The 23,029-nt window shown below is 40.5% G+C and carries 24 protein-coding genes and 1 tRNA gene; 9 read left to right on the top strand and 16 right to left on the bottom strand.

Translation table 11 applies throughout. The features are described 5' to 3' along the window. Window positions 1-311, bottom strand: a 311-nt coding sequence (locus AC1DRQ_RS16175; protein ID WP_477425692.1) for a glycosyltransferase family 9 protein, incomplete at its 3' end; no start/stop codon positions are given. 144 nt (window positions 312-455) lie between these two features. Between AC1DRQ_RS16175 and meaB the strand changes: the two genes are divergently transcribed. Beyond that, window positions 456-1,322: a methylmalonyl Co-A mutase-associated GTPase MeaB gene (gene meaB / locus AC1DRQ_RS16170; RefSeq protein ID WP_477425691.1), complete on the top strand. Its 867-nt coding sequence runs from the start codon at window positions 456-458 to the stop codon at window positions 1,320-1,322. A gap of 65 nt (window positions 1,323-1,387) precedes the next feature. Here meaB and AC1DRQ_RS16165 read toward each other — a convergent pair whose 3' ends face one another. Beyond that, window positions 1,388-2,677, bottom strand: coding sequence for an aminopeptidase P N-terminal domain-containing protein (locus tag AC1DRQ_RS16165; protein WP_477425690.1), 1,290 nt, complete (start codon window positions 2,675-2,677; stop codon window positions 1,388-1,390). A 138-nt stretch (window positions 2,678-2,815) separates the two neighbouring features. Here AC1DRQ_RS16165 and AC1DRQ_RS16160 point away from each other — a divergent pair, with 138 nt between their 5' ends. After that, window positions 2,816-4,198: an OmpA family protein gene (locus tag AC1DRQ_RS16160; protein ID WP_477425689.1), complete on the top strand. Its 1,383-nt coding sequence runs from the start codon at window positions 2,816-2,818 to the stop codon at window positions 4,196-4,198. Window positions 4,199-4,575: 377 nt separating this feature from the next. Here the strand turns inward: AC1DRQ_RS16160 and AC1DRQ_RS16155 are convergent, their stop codons facing one another. The 3 genes from AC1DRQ_RS16155 to AC1DRQ_RS16145 are packed head-to-tail and all read right to left on the bottom strand — an operon-like array spanning window position 4,576 to window position 6,481. Next, window positions 4,576-5,373, bottom strand: coding sequence for an ABC transporter permease (locus AC1DRQ_RS16155; RefSeq protein WP_477425688.1), 798 nt, complete (start codon window positions 5,371-5,373; stop codon window positions 4,576-4,578). Window positions 5,374-5,378: 5 nt separating this feature from the next. Continuing rightward, on the bottom strand, window positions 5,379-6,278 hold the full coding sequence (locus AC1DRQ_RS16150) for an ABC transporter ATP-binding protein (protein WP_477425687.1): 900 nt from the start codon (window positions 6,276-6,278) through the stop codon (window positions 5,379-5,381). Beyond that, entirely contained in the window at window positions 6,272-6,481 is a 210-nt protein-coding gene (locus AC1DRQ_RS16145; protein WP_477425686.1) for a hypothetical protein, read from the bottom strand. The genes AC1DRQ_RS16150 and AC1DRQ_RS16145 overlap by 7 nt, the downstream gene beginning before the upstream one ends. Window positions 6,482-6,718: 237 nt before the next feature. Here AC1DRQ_RS16145 and AC1DRQ_RS16140 point away from each other — a divergent pair, with 237 nt between their 5' ends. Genes AC1DRQ_RS16140 through AC1DRQ_RS16130 form a run of 3 tightly spaced genes read left to right on the top strand, consistent with a single transcriptional unit; the run spans window position 6,719 to window position 9,303 of the window. Beyond that, window positions 6,719-7,771: a sensor histidine kinase gene (locus AC1DRQ_RS16140; protein WP_477425685.1), complete on the top strand. Its 1,053-nt coding sequence runs from the start codon at window positions 6,719-6,721 to the stop codon at window positions 7,769-7,771. A 15-nt stretch (window positions 7,772-7,786) separates the two neighbouring features. Beyond that, complete coding sequence (locus AC1DRQ_RS16135) at window positions 7,787-8,536, top strand: 3-keto-disaccharide hydrolase (protein ID WP_429400304.1); 750 nt, start codon at window positions 7,787-7,789, stop codon at window positions 8,534-8,536. A gap of 41 nt (window positions 8,537-8,577) precedes the next feature. Then, window positions 8,578-9,303, top strand: a complete 726-nt coding sequence (locus AC1DRQ_RS16130) for a LytR/AlgR family response regulator transcription factor (protein WP_477425684.1) — start codon at window positions 8,578-8,580, stop codon at window positions 9,301-9,303. Between the two features lie 30 nt (window positions 9,304-9,333). Here the strand turns inward: AC1DRQ_RS16130 and AC1DRQ_RS16125 are convergent, their stop codons facing one another. From AC1DRQ_RS16125 to frr, 3 genes are all read right to left on the bottom strand, one after another. Further along, window positions 9,334-10,194 (bottom strand): SDR family NAD(P)-dependent oxidoreductase, encoded by an 861-nt coding sequence (locus AC1DRQ_RS16125; RefSeq protein ID WP_477425683.1) that lies wholly within the window; start codon window positions 10,192-10,194, stop codon window positions 9,334-9,336. A gap of 160 nt (window positions 10,195-10,354) precedes the next feature. Then, window positions 10,355-12,121 (bottom strand): ABC transporter ATP-binding protein, encoded by a 1,767-nt coding sequence (locus AC1DRQ_RS16120; protein ID WP_477425682.1) that lies wholly within the window; start codon window positions 12,119-12,121, stop codon window positions 10,355-10,357. Window positions 12,122-12,195: 74 nt separating this feature from the next. After that, window positions 12,196-12,759 (bottom strand): ribosome recycling factor, encoded by a 564-nt coding sequence (frr, locus tag AC1DRQ_RS16115; RefSeq protein ID WP_429400308.1) that lies wholly within the window; start codon window positions 12,757-12,759, stop codon window positions 12,196-12,198. Between the two features lie 199 nt (window positions 12,760-12,958). Between frr and AC1DRQ_RS16110 the strand changes: the two genes are divergently transcribed. Further along, on the top strand, window positions 12,959-13,333 hold the full coding sequence (locus AC1DRQ_RS16110; RefSeq protein WP_477425681.1) for a hypothetical protein: 375 nt from the start codon (window positions 12,959-12,961) through the stop codon (window positions 13,331-13,333). A gap of 8 nt (window positions 13,334-13,341) precedes the next feature. Here AC1DRQ_RS16110 and cdaA read toward each other — a convergent pair whose 3' ends face one another. The 3 genes from cdaA to AC1DRQ_RS16095 all read right to left on the bottom strand — a co-directional run bounded on the left by cdaA (window position 13,342) and on the right by AC1DRQ_RS16095 (window position 15,768). Then, window positions 13,342-14,133 carry a diadenylate cyclase CdaA gene (gene cdaA, locus AC1DRQ_RS16105; protein ID WP_429400310.1) on the bottom strand — a complete coding sequence of 264 codons (792 nt, stop codon included), beginning with the start codon at window positions 14,131-14,133 and terminating at the stop codon, window positions 13,342-13,344. A gap of 93 nt (window positions 14,134-14,226) precedes the next feature. Continuing rightward, window positions 14,227-14,709 carry a group II truncated hemoglobin gene (locus AC1DRQ_RS16100; RefSeq protein ID WP_477425680.1) on the bottom strand — a complete coding sequence of 161 codons (483 nt, stop codon included), beginning with the start codon at window positions 14,707-14,709 and terminating at the stop codon, window positions 14,227-14,229. An 87-nt stretch (window positions 14,710-14,796) separates the two neighbouring features. Continuing rightward, window positions 14,797-15,768: a polyprenyl synthetase family protein gene (locus AC1DRQ_RS16095; protein ID WP_477425679.1), complete on the bottom strand. Its 972-nt coding sequence runs from the start codon at window positions 15,766-15,768 to the stop codon at window positions 14,797-14,799. A 262-nt stretch (window positions 15,769-16,030) separates the two neighbouring features. On the opposite strand from AC1DRQ_RS16095, the gene AC1DRQ_RS16090 reads away from it, so the two are divergent. After that, a tRNA-Ser gene (locus tag AC1DRQ_RS16090) sits at window positions 16,031-16,118 on the top strand. An 807-nt stretch (window positions 16,119-16,925) separates the two neighbouring features. Here AC1DRQ_RS16090 and AC1DRQ_RS16085 read toward each other — a convergent pair. Continuing rightward, entirely contained in the window at window positions 16,926-17,648 is a 723-nt protein-coding gene (locus tag AC1DRQ_RS16085; protein WP_477425678.1) for a hypothetical protein, read from the bottom strand. A 177-nt stretch (window positions 17,649-17,825) separates the two neighbouring features. Between AC1DRQ_RS16085 and AC1DRQ_RS16080 the strand changes: the two genes are divergently transcribed. Continuing rightward, entirely contained in the window at window positions 17,826-18,305 is a 480-nt protein-coding gene (locus AC1DRQ_RS16080; RefSeq protein ID WP_477425677.1) for a winged helix-turn-helix transcriptional regulator, read from the top strand. A 3-nt stretch (window positions 18,306-18,308) separates the two neighbouring features. Here AC1DRQ_RS16080 and AC1DRQ_RS16075 read toward each other — a convergent pair whose 3' ends face one another. The 4 genes from AC1DRQ_RS16075 to AC1DRQ_RS16060 all read right to left on the bottom strand — a co-directional run bounded on the left by AC1DRQ_RS16075 (window position 18,309) and on the right by AC1DRQ_RS16060 (window position 21,001). Beyond that, complete coding sequence (locus AC1DRQ_RS16075) at window positions 18,309-18,602, bottom strand: PaaI family thioesterase (protein WP_477425694.1); 294 nt, start codon at window positions 18,600-18,602, stop codon at window positions 18,309-18,311. Window positions 18,603-18,726: 124 nt separating this feature from the next. Next, on the bottom strand, window positions 18,727-19,572 hold the full coding sequence (locus AC1DRQ_RS16070; protein ID WP_477425676.1) for an SDR family NAD(P)-dependent oxidoreductase: 846 nt from the start codon (window positions 19,570-19,572) through the stop codon (window positions 18,727-18,729). An 85-nt stretch (window positions 19,573-19,657) separates the two neighbouring features. Continuing rightward, window positions 19,658-20,602, bottom strand: a complete 945-nt coding sequence (locus AC1DRQ_RS16065) for a helix-turn-helix domain-containing protein (protein WP_477425675.1) — start codon at window positions 20,600-20,602, stop codon at window positions 19,658-19,660. Between the two features lie 156 nt (window positions 20,603-20,758). Continuing rightward, on the bottom strand, window positions 20,759-21,001 hold the full coding sequence (locus tag AC1DRQ_RS16060; protein WP_477425674.1) for a hypothetical protein: 243 nt from the start codon (window positions 20,999-21,001) through the stop codon (window positions 20,759-20,761). Between the two features lie 15 nt (window positions 21,002-21,016). On the opposite strand from AC1DRQ_RS16060, the gene AC1DRQ_RS16055 reads away from it, so the two are divergent. Beyond that, window positions 21,017-21,877: a type 1 glutamine amidotransferase domain-containing protein gene (locus tag AC1DRQ_RS16055; protein ID WP_477425673.1), complete on the top strand. Its 861-nt coding sequence runs from the start codon at window positions 21,017-21,019 to the stop codon at window positions 21,875-21,877. Window positions 21,878-23,029 lie beyond the last annotated feature (1,152 nt).

The following is a 23,029-nucleotide window of genomic DNA, read 5'->3' as shown; positions in this document are numbered from 1 at the left end:
TTTCTGGCTATTGCAGCTACATGTTTATTAGGAAAAACATGAATAATGACGTCTATCTTTTTATCCTTAAGATAACTAACCTGGGCATTTTCAGGTAGCTTCCTGATCTCATCATAGTTTATAAAACCATCAACCGCAGTGCAGGTATCAATCACAGGTTTGGTATACGTGCGGCCCAAAAAGGAAACAATAGCATCAGGCACCAGTGTTTTTATATAGGCAGCCATAGGCAGAGTAAGCACCACATCGCCAATGGCATCAGTTCTGCTGATTAAAATATGTTGCTTTTTTGTTTTGTTAATACCGGGCATTGCGCATTTTACTCGTAATAATCTGTTAGCAGGCTAACAGCTGTACAATTGCAATAATAAAGATTAAATTAACTTTTGTAACGATAATTTTATTCATTTGTACTCACAAACATTAATGTGGCAACTGTTTTTAACCAATCAACGATGATTAATTACAACAACTTTAAGCAGGTTGCACGTGCCTTAACTATTGTTGAAAATAACTTGGCAGGCAGTGCCGGGTTATTAAAAAACCTCTCATTTAATAAAACTACACCTATAATAGGCATTACCGGCCCGCCGGGGGCAGGTAAAAGCACATTGGTAAATTCCTTAATTGACCTGCTTTTAAAGGATGGCAGTAAAATAGCGGTTTTGGCCATCGACCCTACCTCGCCATTTAATTTTGGATCATTACTTGGCGACAGGATCAGGATGGCATCGCACTTTAACCACCCGGATGTTTTTATACGCTCCTTAGCTACCCGTGGTTCCCTGGGCGGATTATCAACCAAAACCATTGAAATGGCTGATGTGCTGCGTGCCGCCGAGTTTGATTATGTACTGATTGAGACGGTTGGCGTTGGCCAGTCAGAAGTTGAAATAGCCGGGCTTGCGGATATAACGCTTGTAATATTGGTGCCTGAAGGCGGCGATGAGATACAGCATATTAAATCGGGCTTAATGGAAATTGCTGATGCTTTTATTATTAACAAGGCCGACCGGGCCGATGCCGATGTGTTTACAAACAATTTGAAAAAGATAATAGGGCAAAAAAAAGGTGAGCATACACCTGTGTTTAAAACCATCGCATCACAGGCAAGTGGTATTGCCGAAGTTGCAGCCTTTATCAAATCATCTGCAAACCTGCCGCATAAACGACGCGAGTTGTTAATGACCGAAAAAGCATACAAGCTTATTCAGCAAAAATTAACGCAACACATTGATAAAAAAAAGCTTCAGCATGATGTTGCCAAAGCTTTAAGCGATAAAAAATTCAATCTGTATAGTTTTGTAGATACTTATGTATAGTTTATGATTAATTTACAATTTGATAACGGGCTAAATTGTTTTAATTGTAAATAAAACGTGACATATCAATTATTCATTATATCTTCAATATGCTCGGCTTCTACCGGAATGTTAGCCATTAAATCCCTGTTGCCGCCTTCAGTAATTAAAATATTATTCTCAATTCTGATACCCAAGCCTTCTTCAGGTATATATATACCTGGTTCACAGGTTAATATATTACCCACCTCAAACGCTTTATACCTACTGGCAAAGTCATGTACATCCAAACCCAAATGGTGTGAAGTACCATGCATAAAGTATTTTTTATAAAGGGGTGCATTAGGGTCCTGTTTTTCAACATCATGTTTATCCAATAAACCTAAGTCTATCAGTTCGCTGGTCATTATTTTAMCAACTTCATCATGATACTCATTCCAAACAGTTCCGGCAACTATCATTTTAGTAGCCTCACGCATTACATGTAAAACAGCATTATAAACAGCGCGCTGGCGGCTGGTAAAGCGCCCGTTAACAGGCACCGAGCGGCTCATATCTGCGTTGTAATTAGCATATTCGGCCCCAAAGTCAAAAAGTATCACATCACCATCATTACAAACCTGATTGTTATCAGTATAATGCAGCACAATTGCGTTTTTGCCCGAAGCCAGGATAGGGTTATATGCGTGCCCTGTAGCACGTTGTCTTAAAAATTCATGTGTTATTTCGGCTTCTATTTCATACTCAGCAACACCTGGTTTCAGGAATTTTAATACCCTTACAAAAGCATCATTGGTAATATCACAAGCCTTTTGAGTCAGTTCTATTTCAGTTTCTGATTTTATAACCCGCAGGTCGCGCAGTATCAGCGCCGAACGCTCATACTTATGCAAAGGGTATCTTAATTTTAGTGCTTCATACATCCTCAAATCCCGGTATGGTACAGTATGATTATACCGGTCATTTTCGTTAGTGTTAATATATATATGTTCGGCATAGTTAATAATATTCTGTAAAATAGTTTCATATTCACTTAACCAGTAAATGCTTTCAATTCCTGATGCGGCCCTGGCTTCTTCTTTGGTATATTTATGTCCCTCCCAAATAGCTATATGTTCATTGGTTTGTCTTAAAAAAAGTACTTCTTTGTATCCTTTATTAGGACAATCCGGGAATAAAACAAGTATACACTGCTCCTGATCTATCCCTGTAAGATAAAAAAAATCGGGATTTTGCTTAAACAAAAAAGTCTGGTCGCCACTCCTTGGAAATTCATCATTTGCATGAAATATGGCTATGGAGTTATGTTTTGTTCGCGAAACGAAATTTTTTCTATTATTTGTAAATAGGTTATTTTCTATTAAAGGATATTTCATATTTATATGTTGATTATCATTTTTTTTTCTTTATTTGTGTAACTATTACATTTTTTGGAACAATGTTTGGTCATGGTTTCAAACATAATTACTAAATTTGAAAAAAATCACAATTAAAATCGTTTAATCTTAAAAACTATGAATTATTCTACATTAAAGAAAACAGTCGCATTGTCATTTGCTTCTTTGATGGTTGTAAGTATGGTGAATGCACAAACAGATTCAACCAAAACAACAACTACAGCAACGACAACGTCGTCTGAAACTACTACCCCAAAGGTATTTGGTGGTTTAGGACAGTACAAAAAATTTAGCATTGGTGTAAACGTCGGTGCAACATCACCATCTGTTGCAACCGGTGGTTCAAATGATTTTACACACAATAAAGTACAGTTAGGCTACGGAATTTCATTCAGAGAGCAACTTGCGCATTCATTTGGCTTACAATTGGATTTACGTGGTGGTAAAGTAGCAGGTGATAACAGTAAAGATAATGGTTATGCCAACCTTTACGATGCTTCTGAATTTGAAACCAAATTTTGGTCAGGTACTTTAAGTGGTGTAGTAAATGTTGCTACAATCGACTTCTTAAGACGTAAAAATTCAGTTAATTTCTTCGTTACTGCAGGTGCTGGTTTAGCTTTATACACTCCTAAAGTTACTTACAAAAATGGTACTGTAGTTGATTTTGACGGTCATGCCGGCGGAACTCCTACAAGCCCAGGAACAAGCAAATTCGTTAAAGAACTTATTATTCCTATCGGTGCAGGTGTTAAATTCAGACTAAGCGATGCGGTTGCATTAAACTTAGGCTATACCGAAACATTTGTTGATGGTGATAACTTTGACGGTGTTAACAGAGGATACCCTACTAAAGATAAATATGGTTACGGATATGCTGGCTTAGAGTTTACTTTAGGTTCAAAATCAAAACCAAGCTTAGAGTGGGTAAACCCTGTAGCCTTGATGTATGATGAATTGTATGATGCAGCATTACGTCAGGAAGTTGAAGCTTTAAAAGGCCGTGTAACAAATGTTGAAAGCGCTGTTAATGATCTGAAAAAAGATTCAGATGGTGACGGTGTTGCTGATCAGTTTGACAAATGCCCTGGTACTGCTGCTGGCAGCGTAGTTGATGGTTCTGGTTGCGTTATCGTATTCCCTAAAGATACTGTTGCTGCTGCTCCTGCTGCTACTGCTTACTCAAACATCCAGTTTGAATTTGATAGCTCAGTATTAAGAACTTCATCTTACCCAGTATTAGATGCAACTTCAGCTGATCTTAGATCATCTGGTAAATCTGTTCAAGTAGATGGTTACGCTTCATCTGAAGGTACTGCTGCTCATAACATCGCTTTATCAAAAGACCGTGCTAACTCAGTAAAAACTTACTTAGTTAACTCAGGTGTTGATGCTAAGAAAGTTAAAGTAAAAGGCTTTGGTGAAACTAACCCAATTGCTGACAACTCAACTGAAGAAGGCCGCGTACTTAACCGTCGTGTTCAATTCAAACAAAAATAATATCAATTAAATATTATTTGCGAAGGCTCCGGATAACCCGGAGCCTTCTTTGTTTTTAATGAGTTTTATGGAGCCTCTGTAGGTTACTCTGCTTCATTTAAACCTTAATTAGGAGGGGAAGGCTCATTGGTTCGTTGTTTGAACCATGATTGACAGGATTAATGGATCACTCCTATTTTGATCTGCACATCGGTTTGTCTGAACCCAGAATTAAGCGGATTTTAATGGATCATCAGGAATCTGATCTGCACATTTGTTTTGTTTGAACCATGATTTTTCACAATAGTGATTATTTTAAATGGAATTCAAGAAGGATTCGGCGTTAAACAGATTAAGGGAACTCCCAGGATTTTAATCTGCAGATCCACACATCTGCCTTACTTTACGCTTTTTTTGAGTACAATAAAGTAGCCGACTATAAAAACAAGGACGGAGATGATGATGCTTACCGGTACATCCTTAGTAAAAACATCAATTTGCAGCTTACCCATGGCCTGGTTACTCCGGCTTATCATGGTGGCTATAGCCACAGTTGGATGCGCGTATGGGAACAAATAACTATACTCCCAGTTATGTGAAGCTAAAATAACACCTGCTATCGTACAAACAAAACCAATACCCATGGGCTTTAAAAAATCGGCCCAGAGCAAGCTCAGTAAAAACTGTATGGAAAGTATGCCTAATGACGATAGAAATAGTTTGAAATAAACCAGTATTAGTTCTTTTTCCATATGGTAGTTATCAAACCTGAGCTGTGGCGCTACCACACTTAGTAAATTGCCAAAACTAATGGTAAACAACACAAAAAGGGCAAGACATAAAAATACCAGGAACAAGGCATAAAAATATTTGGCACCATATACTGCCCACCGCGAAACAGGCAGGCTGAATAAACTTTTCCAGGTATCGGCCCGGTGCTCTATATTGTTAACAGAATAAGCTATAAAAATAACGTATATAGGTAACAATAATGAACCCATTACTTTTAATATAGCGCCGGCAAACTGCATCCATAACGTCATGGGAGCCATGCCCGCAAGCTTTTCGCTTTTTATATAAAAGCCAATAAATAGCAACAGGCAAATAAGCAGGGGCAATAATATGGCCGACCAAAAACCTAACGTTTTACGGCTCTTAAAAAATTCTGACCTGAATGATAATATGAACCCTTTCATTTTGATCAGGCAGTTTGAGTTATTGATAAAAACAGTTTCTCCAGGTCTTTTTGCTGCTTAACAATGCTAAATATGATATATCCGTTTTGGGTGAGTAGTGTATTGATATCGCCCATTTGTTCTTTTGAAGCATACGGAACATATATGTGTTCGTTGGTTACATCGGCAACGGTATGGTGTTTACGGGTAAGCAAATTAGCAGCATCAACTGTGTTATCAGTTTCAATACGTATCAGCGGCTGGCTTATGGCTTCCAGATCTTTTATTCTTCCCTGAAACAGCAACTCACCATGGTTAATAATACCTACGTGTGTAGCCATACATTCCACTTCGGCCAGTAAGTGGCTCGATATAAAAACAGTTTTCTGGTGTTGGTTAACAAGCTTGAGTAGTAGTTCGCGTACCTCAATAATACCATTAGGATCAAGGCCATTGGTTGGCTCATCCAATATAAGCAACTTAGGGTTGCTAAGCAGGGCCAATGCAATACCCAGGCGTTGTTTCATTCCAAGGGAGTATTGACCTGCTTTTTTGTTTGCAGCACTGTTTAGCTTTACAATGTCGAGCATTTCGTCAACCCGGTTTACAGGCACCTGTAATAACAATGCCCTGTTCAATAAATTTTCTTTTCCGGTTAAATGCTGATAAATTGCCGGCTGCTCAATAAGCGACCCAATTTGAGATAATATGCTGATACGATTTTTTTGGAGTTCCTGTTCAAAAATATGAATACTGCCGTGTTGAGTTTTTAGCAGGTTTAACAGGAGTTTGATAGTAGTGGTTTTCCCGGCGCCGTTTGGGCCAAGAAAACCATATATACTTCCTTCGGGAACTTGCAGTGCTAATGATTTAACAACCTGCTGATCGCCAAAGTTGAAGGATAACCCTTCGGTATGGATTACCATACATTATTATTCTTTGCTATGGTGCATACTGTTTTAACCAGGGTAACACCTTTATAAAATAATGATGTAGCATGTACTGTTGTACCAACTACTGCCGATTCCTTTTTTCGATCGAACTGATAGCTAACACCTAATATAAGGGCAAACATTACAGGTATCAGTAACATTACAAAAGGATTCGAATTTTTGATAAGCGTTTTCATTGTGCGTGATTTGATAGAACAAAGAAATATTAAATATTTAACCTGCTAAAATGTATTAGACCAACGCACTGAGTTTATAGATGAACAGCCAGTTAACCAAAATAACCCGTTCATCGATTTGAAATGCCCGTTCATCGATAAAAAAAATTACTATATATAAATGTATCAACATATAACAATCAAAATATTAAATTAGATGCCATAACCTTTTGTATAAAGGCTATTAAAAACAAAAGCATGCAGGCTTTAATTTCATCTGAAAAACAAACACATATCATAAAAACGGGCTGGCAGGTATTTTGGCATTTGCTATTTTGGTTAGGCATTATATCGCTTTTTTTATTCCTGGCCCGTAGCAATACTAAATTAAGCAATAAAGAGCTGTTGATTTTGTTCCTGCTATACCCAGCTATCAACATCAGCTTGTTTTATATTAACTTCTTGCTATTCATACCCAAATTTTTAGATAAAAAACGTTACTGGGCCTATACTTTGTTTATTATTATCACCATTATAGCTTATGGATTTGGCAAATATGGTGTGGGGCTGCTATTTAAGCAATATGTATTGGTGCGTGCAAAAGGCGAAGTAATTACATTTTCAGCCTTCTTTTTAAGTACTATTTTTACCAGCCTTATATTTGTTTTTTTAAGCACCGTGCTTAAATTCACTACCGACTGGTTTTTGAATGAACGCATACAGCATGATCTGGAAAACCAGCGTTTAAGCGCCGAGCTGGCATTCCTTAAATCGCAAATAAACCCACATTTTTTATTCAATTCATTAAATAGCATTTACTCCCTGGCCTACCAGCGCTCTGAAACCACCCCCGAAGCTATTCTTAAGCTATCAGAAATTATGCGCTATATGCTGTATGAGTGTAATGATAATAAAGTTGACCTGAGCAAGGAACTTCAATACCTGCATAATTATATCGACCTTCAAAAAATACGGTTTGGCAACAAAGCTTTTATTGATTTTAAAGTAATGGGCAATGTAACCAATCAACAAATTGTACCGTTGTTACTTATAGCCTTTATTGAAAACGCATTTAAGCATGGGGTAGCTAATGATGTTACGTCTCCCATAAAATTACTGATCAATGTAGATGAGTGTAACCTGCACTTTTATATTCAAAATAAAAAGCACACCCATAACCGCGATGCAATAGGAGGCATTGGCCTTAATAATGTGCAAAGGCGGCTTAACCTGCTTTATCCCGGAAAACACAAATTAAATATAAGGGACGAGGTTGATACGTATACTTGTGAATTATCTATAGTTTTATAAGATAAAAACCAAACCATGAGCCAATTAAAAAGCTTTTTCCTGATCCTTCTACTATCAGCATGTGGCTATAATTGCCTTGCCCAGAATGATCCTAAACTTACCGAAGTTTGGGATCCTGAACCAGCTATGGTATTGCCTGGCGCAGGTAATAAGGCTCCCTCAGATGCTATTATTTTGTTTGATGGTAAAGATCTTAACCAGTGGACAGATCAAAAAGGTAAGCCCCCCGGCTGGATCATCAAAGATGGCATCCTGACCGTTAAACCCGGCAGCGGCTCTATCATTACCAAACAAAATTTTGCTGATTGCCAGCTGCATGTCGAGTGGCGTACACCCGCCATTGTTAAAGGCGAAGGCCAGGAACGTGGCAACAGCGGTGTTTTGATGCAAAGCCGCTATGAACTGCAGATACTGGATAGTTATAACAACCGCACTTACTCAAACGGGCAGGCCGGCGCTATTTATAAACAGTACGTGCCGTTGGTTAATGCCTCATTAAAACCCGGCGTGTGGCAAAAGTATGACATCTTTTATACCGCTCCGCGTTTCAATCTGGACAGCACGGTAAAAACGCCGGCCTACATTACTGTTGTACATAACGGTGTTTTGGTACAAAATCATGTAGAAATAAAAGGAACGGTAGCGCATGTTGGGCAACCCAAATACCAAAAACATCCTTTTGCGCAGCCTTTAATGCTGCAGGAGCACGAGTTCCCGGTATCGTTCCGTAATATTTGGATCAGGGAAATCAATGTGAGTAAATAAAAAAATTAACGATAAACAATTAGAACACTTATTTTTACAACATGATCAGATGCCTGGTAGTTGATGATGAGCCTTTAGCGCTGCATATTTTGGAAGATTATATTTCCAAGATGCCTTTTTTGCAATTGGTGAAAGCCACAACCAACCCTATTGAAGCTTTAACTTTGGTACAGGGCGGCAATGTTGACCTGGTGTTTTTAGATGTGCAGATGCCCGAGCTTACCGGCATTCAGTTTTTAAAAATATCTAACGGAAAAGCCAAAGTGATCCTGACAACAGCCTACCCCCAATATGCTTTAGAGGGTTATGAGCTTGATGTGGTTGATTACCTGCTTAAACCTATCGCATTCGACAGGTTCTTTAAATCGGTTCAAAAAGCGCAAAGTATTATACAGCCCGTAGTTAAATCCACGCAACAGGCCGAACCGGTACAGCAGGATGATTTTTCGACCGACTTTATTTTTGTTAAAACCGAGCATAAAATACAAAAGGTTTACCTGCACGATATTTTGTTTATTGAAGGCTTAAAAGATTATATATCCATATTTACCCCGGCCGAACGCATTATTACCCTGCAGGGCATGAAGAAGATGGAAGATGCCCTGCCCGAAAAACATTTTGTACGGGTACATAAATCATACATTGTGGCCCTCAATAAAATTGATAGCATTGAGCGCAGCCGCATACAGATAGCCGACAAAATTATCCCCGTTGGTGACACCTACCGCGATGAATTTTTCAGGATCATTGAGGATAAAAATATTTAGCTCTGGCCCCGAATAAGTATATTGAAKCTGTTATATCTCCATTTTATTGATCAGAGTAGCTGAGATATTCTCGGCCAGTAAATTCATTTCATTAATAGGTGCCTCCAAAACGCCAAGACCCACCGGGTAAACCATCTTCCGCTTGCCTTGGGGCGTATTGATGATCGTACTCACCAGATCAGTAAGCAGCTGTACACTTTGAGGTTGGTTATGCTTGGTAAACAAGTCAATTATTTTGTTTTTCGCTTTAACATACCAGTCGCCATAGTTTTTTGCTACCTCTTCTTTTTCTACAGTCAAATACTTGGAAGCAATAGCTGTAGGGAATGATCCAGCCTGAACAACAACCGAATCAATACATAGGTGTTTTAATTCATAACTATAACTTTTGGCAATAGAGTGGATGGCGACTTTAGCAGCACTGTACATCCCCATAAAAGGCAACTGAAACGCACTCATCCGGCTTGCTATCAATATCAAAAGGCCACTTTTATGCTGATGCATATACGGGAGCACAGCCCTGATCATGTTATCGGGGCCAAACACCATGGTTTCAAAAAGATCTCGCTTCTGTTGTCCGTCAAACTCCTCTACCAGCCCTACACTGCCCAATCCTGCGTTGTTAATTAAAACATCTATTTTGCCATTACATAGCCGGGCAATTTCTGCAATGGCTATTTTTATTGATTGTTCGTTACTTACGTCAAGTTCCGTTATAGTGATATTGGCCTTATTTTCCTTTGCCCATGCATTTAACTCTTCCGCTGCTTTATAATTACTCGTTTTAACATTCCGCATGGTGGCATATACCGTATTTCCCTCAGTTGCCAATTGTTTGGTCATGAGCAAGCCAAAACCGCTGCTGCATCCTGTAATTATTATATTTTTCATTTATGCTTCAATTAAAAACTTAAAGCTATAAGATTATAGGTATGGAGACAATCCCTAATATTGGGGATTTAATAACGTACTGTTTAAATTTTATATCTCACAAAAAAGCCGGTAACTAAATGGCTACCGGCTTTTCATGTATATTAATTTATCACTATTTCTATTTCACTTCGGCTTCTTCCACTGTATCCTTTTCGCCTATTTGCTGGCGCCACATGGCGTAGTAAAGCCCTTTTTGAGCTATCAGGTCATGATGTTTGCCTGATTCGATGATACGGCCCTTTTCAAGCACATAAATGTTATCGGCATGCATAATGGTTGACAGGCGGTGGGCTATTAAAATGGTGATATGGTTTTCAAATTCGGAAACATTACGAATGGTTTCAGTGATCTCCTCTTCGGTTATTGAATCTAAAGATGAGGTAGCTTCGTCAAACACCAGGAGATCCGGTCTGCGCAACAGCGCACGGGCGATAGAGAGGCGTTGTTTTTCGCCTCCGGATACTTTTACCCCACCCTCGCCTATTACTGTGCTCAGGCCTTTGTCAGCACGGGCCAGCAGGGTTTGGCAGGCCGCACGCTGTAGTACATCCATACATTCCTCGTCTGTAGCCTCGGGCCGTACAAACAGCAGGTTTTCGCGTATGGTACCCGAAAACAGCTGGGTATCCTGGGTTACAAAACCAATTTTTTCGCGTAGTTGGTCCAGGTCAATGTCCTTGCTTAAAATATTATTGTATAAAATATTGCCATCCAATGGCTGGTATAAACCAACCAGCAATTTTACCAGCGTTGTTTTTCCAGAACCCGAGGGGCCAACAAACGCAATGGTTTCGCCGCTGTTTGTTTCAAAACTGATATGATTAAGCGCGTTGCGGTTGGCGGTTAAATGCTTAAACGTAACATCGCTAAAAGTAAGGGTATTTACCTTCTCCAATAGTACCGGTTTCTCGGGCTTTATATCAATAGGCGTACTTAATATACCTTTAAAGTTACCCAATGATACCTCGGCTTCGCGCCATGACAGAATAACGTTGCCCAGTTCCTGCAGCGGGTTAAATAAAAAGAAGGAGTAAAATAAAAAGCTAAAATATTGGCCCGGCGAAATGGTGTTTTTAAAAATAAGCAGTAATAATACCACCACCATTACACTGCGTACAAAGTTTACAGTAGTACCCTGTACAAAGCTCATGCTGCGTACATACTTCACTTTTTTAAGTTCCAGATCAAGGATCTTGTAGGTTGTATTGTTTAACCTCGCGATTTCCTGTTTAGCAAGACCGAGACTTTTTACCAGTTCAATATTCCTCAATGATTCCGTGGTTGAACCTGCCAGAGCGGTTGTTTCAGATACTATCTTTTTTTGAATGGTTTTTATTTTGCGGCTCATGGCCATACTTACAAAAGTAATTACGGGGATAGCTGCAAAATACACCAGCGTTACCTGGTAACTCACGCTTACCGAATACACAATAACAAATACCATCCCAATGAGCGATACAAAAAGAATCCCGATAAATGAGGTGATGAACTTTTCGCAATCAAGCCTTACTTTTTGTAAAATCCCTAAAGTTTCGCCGCTGCGCTGATCTTCAAAAACCTGATAAGGAAGCTCCAAAGAGTGTTTTAGCCCATCGGCATACATTTCGGCACCTACCTTTTGGGTAATGATATTGGTAAAATAATCCTGGAAATTTTTTGCAATACGCGATACCATGGCTACACCAATTGCAGCCCCAATCAGCATCAATACCTGGTGCAGGTATTCATCATATTGAAGGCTGGTGCGTTTTTCGATAACACGATCAACAATGCGGCCGGTTATCCATGGGTCGAGCAGTGAAAAGCCAATGTTCATGGCCGCTAAGAAAAGGGCCAGTATAACTACCAGACGATGCTTTTTTAAGTAAGAAAGTAATATATTCATGTTTCAACAACAAAAATAAAAAAAGGGAATGGCTAAGTAGCTCATTCCCTTTTAATTTGACATAAAGATAATATTTATACCGTCATGATATCTTTTTCTTTAGCTTCAGAAAGCTGATCAACCTTGATGATATAGGCATCGGTTAATTTTTGTATCTCGGCCTCTCCTACTTTTATTTCATCTTCAGATACGCCTTCAGTTTTTAATTTTTTAATCTTTTCGTTGGCATCCTTACGAATGTTACGAACAGCTATTTTACCGGTTTCTGCTTCGGCTTTGGCCTTTTTAACCAGGTCGCGGCGGCGTTCTTCTGTTAACGGTGGTACGTTTATACGAATAATGATACCATCATTTTGGGGGTTAACACCAAGGTTAGCTTCTTTAATTGCTTTTTCAATAGGAGCCAGCAATGATTTTTCCCAGGGCTGAATAACAATAGTACGTGCATCTGGTGTGTTAACACTACCAACCTGGCTCAAAGGAGTTGGGCTGCCGTAGTAATCAACCATAACATCATCCAATAAAGATGGACTTGCTTTACCGGCACGAATTTTATTTAATTCACTATCAGCATGGTCTATGGCTTTGTCCATTAAAGCCTTTGCATCAGTCACTTGTTTTTTAATGAGTTCGCTCATTGTTTTTAATTTTTCACAAAAGTAATAAAATCTACCATTTTACTTACTCCCGAATAGGAGTATTCATATTTAATAAACCGTAGAGAAATAAATACAGCTAACTTTAAACTGTTACTATATAAATTGTCAAATGTTAAATAACCTTTTTTAACATCAAAACTTATTATTTGTACTTATATTAGTGTAAACCTTTAGCGTGATGAAAAACATTTGGATATTTATTTTAATGATAGGCGGTGTTACTCAATTAAGGGCCCAGCAATTAATTCAACCCATTACGCCTGGTAAAACTCCTGATAATTCAATATATCAATATTTTAAAGCGAAGCCCGATAATAATCTATCCAAAATAGCACCTATTTCGCCAGAAGCAGGCCAACAATCAACGGTTATACCCACGATTAAGGAAGTAATGGCAGCTGAAACAGCTTATAATATGCCGATTGTAAAGCTACGCTCAGATGATAAAATGCCGATAGTTAAACCCGGAGATCCTAATACCCATTATACGATGCTGATACAAGATTATGGTAAGGCCAATTCTGCTAAAAACAGAACAGTGACCCGTCCTTAACTAAGCAGTTAAAAATCCTTATTCAGCACCTTTTCCAGTTCGGCAAAGCTAATGTTCATTTTAACGCGGCCTTGTTTGGCGTAAGAGAGTTCACCGGTTTCTTCAGATATGATGATAGCCGTTGCCTCGTTTGCCTCAGTTACTCCAATACCCGCCCGGTGGCGCAAGCCAAATTGCGCAGGCAGGTCAGTTTTTTCGGTAAGGGGCAAAATACAACTGGCCGATTTAATTTTATTTTCAGAGATCACCACAGCCCCGTCATGCAGCGGACTTGTTTTTTGAAAAATACTTTCGAGCAGGCGTTTTGATATTTTGGCATCCACAACCTCGCAGCTGTTCTGATAAAATTGTTCGTCGTAATATTTGGCAAATACTATTAAAGCGCCGGTACGCGTTTGCTTCATGCTTTTACAGGCATCAATAATAGGTTTTATGCGGGCATAATTATTCTTCTCCACCTCAGCCTTGCCAAAAAAATACTGCCACCATGCCTTATTACGCTGCAGCGATGCATTTTTACCTACCAGCAGCAAAAACCGCCGCACCTCCTGCTGAAAAACCACAATAACGGCAATGATCCCCACATCAACAAACTTGCCCAGTATTACGGTAAGCAGTTTCATATCCAGGGCCTTTACCACAAAGTTGAGGATAAATATCACCGCGAAACCAATAAATATGTTGGCCGCTATGGTACCCCTGATCAGGTTGTATAGTTGGTAAATGATAAAGGCCACCAATATCACATCAAGAATATCAAAAAATGTGATTTTGGGAAAGCTTTGATATAAGGATTGCATTTACGAAGTTAATAAGTTTAAGGAGAAGTTATAACTGCATAGCATACAAGGCCATTTTTTTAAATCGCCATGACTTTTATCACCTTATAAAATTCAGGGAATGTATGGTCCGCCAGGTACGCCCCAGCCCCACTTTGGCATCGGGACATCGGCAGGCTCCGTGACCTCATCGGTTTTTGAGTTTATTACCGCTAAGCGGGTACCCCACTCCAAATAAGCCATAAAAGCCGATCTAAACTCCGGATCATCAGGCAGCGAAAGTTCATCAGCTGTTAATAGTAATAGTTCCATCCATCGTTTGCGGTGCGCCTCGGTCAGGTATTTTTGCAGGTGCTTACTGATCATTATAAAATGGCTTCCCTCCTCCTCACTATAAATTTTTGGACCACCTAAAACTTCGGCAACAAAATGTGCCACGTGCAGGCGGTGCTGATCAGACATGTGTTTAAAAACAGGCTCAAGCAGGTCATCTGCCAATACCTTATCATAAAACCGATCAAAAAGCTTTTCAAAGGCCTCCATTCCCCCGGCCCATTCAAAAAGTGTAGGCACGCCTGGTTTATTCATATTATCCATATGTGTATATGTTTAATTTATGATAAAGATAGCAGAGCCGGGCGAAAGTTAAAAGTTTAATACAATGCCGATTAACAATAAATGGGCTTACTTATCGCGTTCGGTAGTGAACCTTACCAACTGCTCCAACCCCCTGTGCGAATCGCTATCAGGGAAAGTGTTCAATATGGCAAAGGCTTCGTCCTGGTATTTTTTCATCTGGGTTTCGGCGTATTGCAGCCCCCCTGTGTCGTTTACAAACTTAATGATCTGTGCAATTTTAACAGGATCGTCATTATGATTTTTAACCAGGTTTATAATTCTTTTCTTTTCGGAATCGGTAGTATTAGCCAGCGAATATATCAGCGGCAGGGTAACTTTTTTCTCTTTGATATCGATCCCTAAGGGTTTACCTACATCGTCGGTACCAAAATCAAACATATCATCCTTGATCTGAAAAGCAATACCTATTTTTTCGCCAAACAAACGCATTTTTTCAACCACCTCATCTGATGCCCCGGCTGATGCCGCACCACATGCACAGCAGGAAGCTATAAGTGATGCCGTTTTTTGTCTGATCACCTCATAATAAACAGGCTCGCCAATATCCATGCGGCGTACCTTCTCTATCTGCATCAACTCACCCTCACTCATTTGCTTTACCGCATCTGATACAATCCGAAGCAGCTGAAAATCATTATTATCGATAGACAACAACAGGCCTTTTGACAGCAGGTAGTCGCCAACCAAAACGGCTATTTTATTTTTCCATAAAGCATTGATAGAGAAAAAGCCCCGGCGCTGATAGGAGTTATCAACCACATCGTCATGAACAAGCGAGGCCGTATGCAGCAGCTCTACCAAAGCGGCGCCACGATGGGTTGATTCATTGATGCCACCGCAAATGCTGGCCGCAAAAAATACAAACATTGGTCTGATCTGTTTGCCTTTACGCTTAACAATATAATGGGTTATGCGGTCAAGCAAAGGTACCGAGCTTTGCATAGAAGTTTTGAACTTCTCCTCAAACACATCAATATCGGCAGCGATAGGTTTTTTAATGTTGTTGATGCTCAGCATTTAAACTAAACAGGCTTTTTATGTATAAAACTGCCATTTGGCAATATGAAGCAAACATAAGCTAAAATTATTTATCTGCATTACGGGTAAAAATTTTTTACTCAAATTAAACCAAACGCCATAATTATACTCTATACTATAAATGCCATATTTTTTATAAGTTGAGTTAAAGTTTTCGTGGAGCGGAGTCCTTAAAAAGGGCTTCGCTTTTTTATTGCCTACGAAAGCAATATTATTTTACCTTTGCAAACCCATTTGATCCGGAGAGGTGTCTGAGTGGTCGAAAGAGCACGCCTGGAAAGTGTGTATACTTCAAAAGGGTATCGAGGGTTCGAATCCCTCCCTCTCCGCTGAAAGCTATAACTAACTAATAATCAGTCAGTTATAGCGATATTTTAAGGATCGAAAAATATTTTGAATCTTGCTTTTTCAAATTAAAAAACCCCTTAATTAGAGAAATTAAGGGGTTTTTCAATTATAACTCTCTTTAAGAATCAAAAAACAATCACAATTCCATTGCGTCTTTCGTAGCGTCTTTTTTTTGGAAAAAAAAGACGCTTTCTGATTTAATTTATTGTAAATGAATGAGTTATAATAAAAATACAAACACCCTTTACACGAAAACATAATAAACTAATAATGAGTTAGTTACGTTTTTTTAAGTCAGACATATTCCCACTCTAATCCCAGATATACAGATATATTAAGATGGCTTTGAGAGTTACTCTGCGGAATACGTCCGTAATTTACAGTACTGATGGAACAAGCCAGACCTCATGCCTTAGTATTGGATTACCTGTACTACAGCCTTTTCCATTTAGGCTTGACACACAAACATCAAGGTAAACCTGCTGAGACATCTGATGGTAGATAAGTAATAGAGATGGTAATAAAGAAGGTAATGGAGATAGTGGTGGCTATCTGTTGGTGATGGTAAATTTGCAGCCATGAATATAGATAAAAATACGCGTTTGATTGACCTTGGATAAACCACACCCGATTGACCCCTTTTGGCCAATTTCAAAATGACCACCTTTAGTGCTTTGGTTCAATCTTTTAGAAAAAGAAAGGAAATTGGCGGTAAGGGGTCAGTGCTATTGGTTTATCCAGTAAAGCCAGCAAATGCCGGCTTTACCCTGATAAAGCATGTTTAATGCTTAACTCAATTTGATATCACTTAATTCAATGGAAATGAATAGCGGTGCAGGAATCAAAGCGGTATTATCGTCATTCCGTTTGTAAACATGCCTGCTTGTAGGAAACTTAATTCCCTGAACTTCTTTATAATCAGCTATATAATGCACGGAGGACGCATTGTTAAGAATCTCGACATTATAATCATGTCTCTTGAAGAGTCCTGCTTCATCAATATAGAATACCTGTTCCTTGCCATGCGTCGCAATGTTTTCCGGGAAGGTGACATGTAATCGTCTTAACACCTCGCCATTCTCATTCCATGGTTCCAGTTCTTTCACTTCATACCCAGCCTCCGCAAAGCAAAATGGTGCGTTCAAATACGTCCACATTGCGTAACCGGTAAAATAAGTTACCTGTAGTTTTGACCAGGGGGTTTCTGTCGCATATCCCTTGAAGCTGTTTCGCGGAAAATAAAGTTGATCAACCAGGACGTCCCGATCGTCAATGATCGCAACTTTATGTGCTTCGAACGTGTTGTGCCAACCTTCTTTTAAGAAAGGATAAAAAGATACACGTTGTTTTGTCGTGCTCGACACGACATTAATATCATCCATTATACCCGGCACCTGTTTAAATGCCCAGGTAACACCACCAACCTTCAGGTGAGCGGAAATTTTTTCAAATTTTTTCCACTTATCTAAGCCGCCATGGGCATCGATTGTAAATTTTAGTAGATCATTCATATAGTATGTTATTTGCTTTGTTGATCAAAAGAAACTAAGTATATATTTTCAGTTGCTTTTTACAAGTGCAAATATACATACTTCTACTTGTTATTTGCAAGTGCAAATTTTGTTATTGATTTTTATTTTACTGTTGACCTTTTATGCTTAAATTTGCACTTGTAATCAGCAAGCGCAATGAACGGTAATGATTACGACGATATGATAAAAAAGATTAAGAAACGTTCGGCTTGTCCTATTAGCTTCAGCCTTGACTTTCTCGGCGATAAATGGACGCTTTTGATCGTCCGGGACATTTTGCTTAACAATAAAAATACCTTTGGCGAGTTCATTCAGTCAACTGAGGGCATCGCGACAAATGTATTAACAGATCGGTTAAAAATGCTGGAAAGCGAAGGTTTCATTATGAAATACCCAGTTCCCGGCAAGCCGAGGGTGGCATATTGTCTTACGGAGAGGGGTGTCGGACTTATCCCTATCATTATGGAAATGGCCCTTTGGGGGGTGTCAGAAAATAACATCGAGATCAAAAAGGAATTGACGGCAGCACTCAAAAATGATAAGGCAGGTGTTTTATCGGCATTGGCGGATACACATCTAGAGATATATGAGCAAAGGAAGGAATCAAGGATAGAACCTGATCTCGCCAGCGTCTAAAGATTAAACATTCTGTGCCAATATTACCTGTTTGCCTTCCTCCGACATTGGCAGTTCGGTTTTCATTAAATTTGATGAACCGCGTGCGAGCAATCTATTTTTAATGGGAAGCCAAAGCTCAAACTCAACTGAGATAATTTGTCGGCCTAACTTAATGATCCTAGTTCTACCCTGTACCACATCGCCCGGCCTTGCAGCAGCAAAGTATTCAATAACATTGTTTATCGTTACGTAAAATACGCTTTTACCAAGACTGATTATTGCAGCCCCGATAAGGTCGTCCATGATCGCAGCGATGATCCCCTATGTAAAGAACCGGCGGGGTTTGTCCGGCCATGCCGCCCGTGCATCGTGCCTGGTCAGGCCAAAAAAAAAGCCGGCCATCACTGGCCGGCCATTGTAACAGGGGCTATTAATCATATTATTTCCGGAAATCAGTTGATTTGCTGATGCTCTCGAAAGCGGCCAGGTCTTTCCGTACGGCTTCGATCTTGCCGTGTGCCATGCCGAACGAATCCGAACCCAGAAACAGGTGCAGTGGGCGTTCTTCCATCTCAGCCACCTTGATAAATGCTAAAGCCGCATTTTCAGGGTCACCAGGCTGGTTACCGATGATCTGCTCGTTGTGGATCACCTCCAGGTCGCGGGCTTCCTTGTACTCGGTAATCGGATGTGCAGCAGTACGCAGTGAGCCCTGCAGCAGGAAGTTGGTTTTGAAATAACCAGGGTAGACGATGGTCGCGCTAACACCTAAAGATTTAGCTTCTGCGGAAAGTGCTTCAGTGAAACCGGCTACCGCAAATTTAGTGGCATTGTAGATGCCCCAGCCAGGGAAAGTACCCAGGAAACCGGCGATAGATGAGATGTTGAAGTAGGCACCTGAACTTTTAGCACGGAAAATAGGCATTACGTTGCGAATCACATTCAGTGAACCGAATACGTTCACATCAAAGTTTTTGCGGGCTTCCTCGTCGCTCAGTTCTTCCAGTGTACCCAGCTGACCGTAACCGGCATTGTTCACTACTACGTCGATGGTGCCTAACTTGGCAACGATCTCAGCAACGGCTTCGCCGACGCTGGCATTGTCGGTCAGGTTGACCTGCAGCGGAAGGAAGTCATCGCCTTCGTGGCCAACTTCGCTGCGTAAGGCTGCGGCATCCCTTGAGGTGGCCGCCACTTTATAGCCTTCAGTTAATAAACGTTTTACTAATGTTAATCCTAATCCTTTTGAGGCTCCTGTAACGAACCATACTTTTTGTGTTTTCATGTCGTGATCATTTATTTGTATGATACAAAGGTGGCCACGAACAGTCTGGAAGGCCTTATTCAAATCACAGGGATATTTGTGAATTTCAAATATGAGCAGGAAGTGCGGTGTTTTTGCGGAACTCCGAGGGGGAAACATTCGCTTTCTTCCTGAAGAAGGAGGTGAATGCGGCCTGCCCGGAGAAGCCCAGGCCATCGCTGATCTCGCTGATGCCCCAGTCCGTCTGGACCAGCAGGGATTTAGCTTCGTGGATCAGTCGGTCCTGTATGTGATCGCGCAGAGTCTTACCGGTTTGGCTGCGGACCAGTGAATTTAAATAATTCGGATGTACATGCAGCTGATCCGCAAATTCTGTCGCTGTCTTCAATTTAACATAAGAGTCGCGGTCCTGCACCTGAAATGCTGATTCCAGCAGCGCAAGGAACCGGTAGATATAACCGTACCCTTCGGGTGCCGCTGTCCGCATCCGGTTCTTGCCGGCGCGCTGGCTTTCCAGCAGCAGCATTTGCAGCTGTATTAGGATCGCCTGCTTCTTATCCTCGCTATCCCCGCGGTCTTCCCGGTACATCACTTCAAAATAACCGTTTATTGCTGCGGACTGAGTTTCGGTCAGCTGGATCACCGCTTTATCGGTCTCAAATGCGGCGAACTGGCGGAAAAGATGCAGGACGTGGTCCGCTTCGCGCCCGAAATAATCGGGATGGATCAGGCAGAAATGCCCGCCGGTCTCTTCAGAAGTGGTTTGCCAGGACATGATCTCGTCAGGGTGCAGGAAAGCGATCTCGTTCGGGCCCATTTCATAGCGGTGCAGCCCAATGGTCAAAACTCCCGTTCCTCGTGTCATATGGAAGATCTTGTAGAATTTACGGCGGTGCGGCGAGATATAATCCTTGACCGGATAAGTGTCCCTGTTCTGGATCACGAAATAATGCGAGTCGACAGGGTAATGCTCTACGTTGAAAAGCGGCTGCTGGTAGCTTTCCGCTGCGAACGTTTCCAATGCCATCCGGGGTATCGTTGAATTTTCCATGTGCCGGTAATGTAATTTGATCCGGCGCAAAGTTAGGGAATTTTAATGGTGCTGTCCAGCCTGACAAAAACCGGACAGCACTGCACGTCCATTCCTCACAAGTATATGTATATACAGGTATATCATTTAAAAAGCTTTTTATATACCGGAAATACATTAAAAGGCAATGAAACTTTGCACCGCTAAAAAACACTTATATCGTCCATTGCCTGCCAGCGGGCGATCGGCGCCGGCCAGTCGCAGGAGCAGGTTCCCGGTTGCTGTTCCGATCATAATGGGCACCTCAAAGATCATGGTCAGCTCCGGCGGAATTGAAGGCACATCTTTGAAACTCGCAATTATCCCTATGATTTGCGCAAATGCCGGACTGAGGAGGCGCCGTTCCTTTGTATCAGACATTAAGGTCTATTCAAAATGAAAACAAATAACAACAACATGCCGGTAAACCCGGTATCAAAAGTTACCTTATCAGATATGGCAACTTTCGCGCAACGCGCCATGCTTAGCGTTTTATTATTGATCACCCTTGCCGGCACTTCATTCGCCGGGAATCCGGGTAAAAAGACTCCGGCAAAGGCCGGTAAAAGAGTACTGATCGTGTTATCTGCGGCAGATACCTGGATCAGGAAAGATGGCACCAAATATCCAACCGGTTACTGGGCTGAAGAATTTATCGTTATCCATGAAAAATTCGCGAATGCCGGTTATACCGTGGACCTGGCCACTCCGGGCGGCGTAAAACCGACAGCTGACCCACACAGCCTGACCGAAAAATTTGCCGGCAAGAACCTGGAGCATTTCAAAAGCTATTTGAAAAAGATTTCCAAAGACCTTGACCATCCCTATGCGCTGACCAAGATCAATATGGCAGATTACGATGCAGTCGTGATCCCCGGCGGACACGGCCCGGTTGTGGACCTTTACAAAGATAAAGGCATGGGCCAGGTGCTGATCTCAGCAGACAAGCAGAAAAAGATCATTGCTACTGTGTGCCACGGCCAGGCTTCATTACTGAGCGCTGTGGGCCCTGACGGCAAATGGCTGTTCAAAGGCCGTAAAATAACCGCCTTCAGTGATGAGGAAGAAGTGGAATTCGGTACTGCCGATAATGCCCCATGGTTATTAGCTTCCAAATTAAGAGAATGCGGTGCCGACTATGTACGCGGCGAAAAGAACTGGGGTGAGTTCGTGGTTCGCGACGGCAATATGATCAGCGGCCAGAACCCGGCTTCTTCAGCTGCTATGGCAGATGCTGTGATCGCCGCCCTGAACTAATAATCTTTTTATAAGATCAGCGGAGATCTGTTCATCCCAAGGCGGAGATCAATAACGATAACAGCAGCCGGCCCTTAAATAGCCGGCCGCTGTGATTTAGCTCATTTTCCTGATCAGTTTAACCATAAAAAAGAAGTCGTTATCAAAATGCAAGAGCAGGTCATGGTTCCCTCTTTTAACTTATCCTGGCGGATAAGAAAATGTACGCCAAATGTGTTTGTTGTTTTCATTTAATACTGTTTGTTTTGTTACGATTTGATAAATAGGTGCAAAACGTTCCTAAAAAACTGGTATCAAAAAGGCTCAAAACGGGTTAAAATACCTCAATTTTATTTAGTATAATTAACTGTATTACAGATAATTATGCCACTTTCTGATACCTCGAAGGTAAGGAACTAAAACAGGTATCCTTTTAGGTGTCATAAACATTGAGAAACTATGGGTTATTTTGATCTGGTGGGAAACAAAAAAACCCTGTAAATCAGACATTTACAGGGTTGTGATTGGAGTTGACACTCATTTTAGTGGTATCAGCTGGGATCGAACCAGCGACACAAGGATTTTCAGTAGTTTACTCGATCAAATCTTTTTTTATTTATTTAATATCTGTAAATTTGGTAATCAGATTTTGTCAATTTTAATCGAATTTGATAGAGGCTTAAAGGAGACCTCTTCTTGAGAAACTATCATAAAGGTGAAATAGGGTGGATTTTTAAACAAAATACAAATCCCGCCCTCTCCGCTGAAGCAGTAACCAACTGATAAACAGACAGTTATGGCGATATTTTAAGGATCGCAAAAGATTTTGAATCTTGCTTTTTTAAATTGAAAAACCCCTTAATTAGCGAAATTAAGGGGTTTTTCAATTTTAACTCTCTTTAAAAATCAAAAAACAATCACAATTCCATTGCGTCTTTCGTATCGTCTTTTTTTTCCAAAAAAAGACGCTTTCTGACTTAGTTTATTGTAAATGAATGAGTTACAATAAAGTATAAACATGCTTTATAAGAAAATATAACTATCTAATAATAAGTTAGTTATGGTTTTTAAAAAAATCGAGTATAATCCCACTTTAAATCCCAGATATATTAAGATTACTTTGAGAGTTACTATGCGGAATTCGGCCGTAATTTTATAGTACTGATGAAACAA

It is taken from the genome of Mucilaginibacter sp. P4_E8, from assembly GCF_056401495.1.
This window is presented reverse-complemented; position numbering and strand designations above follow the sequence as displayed.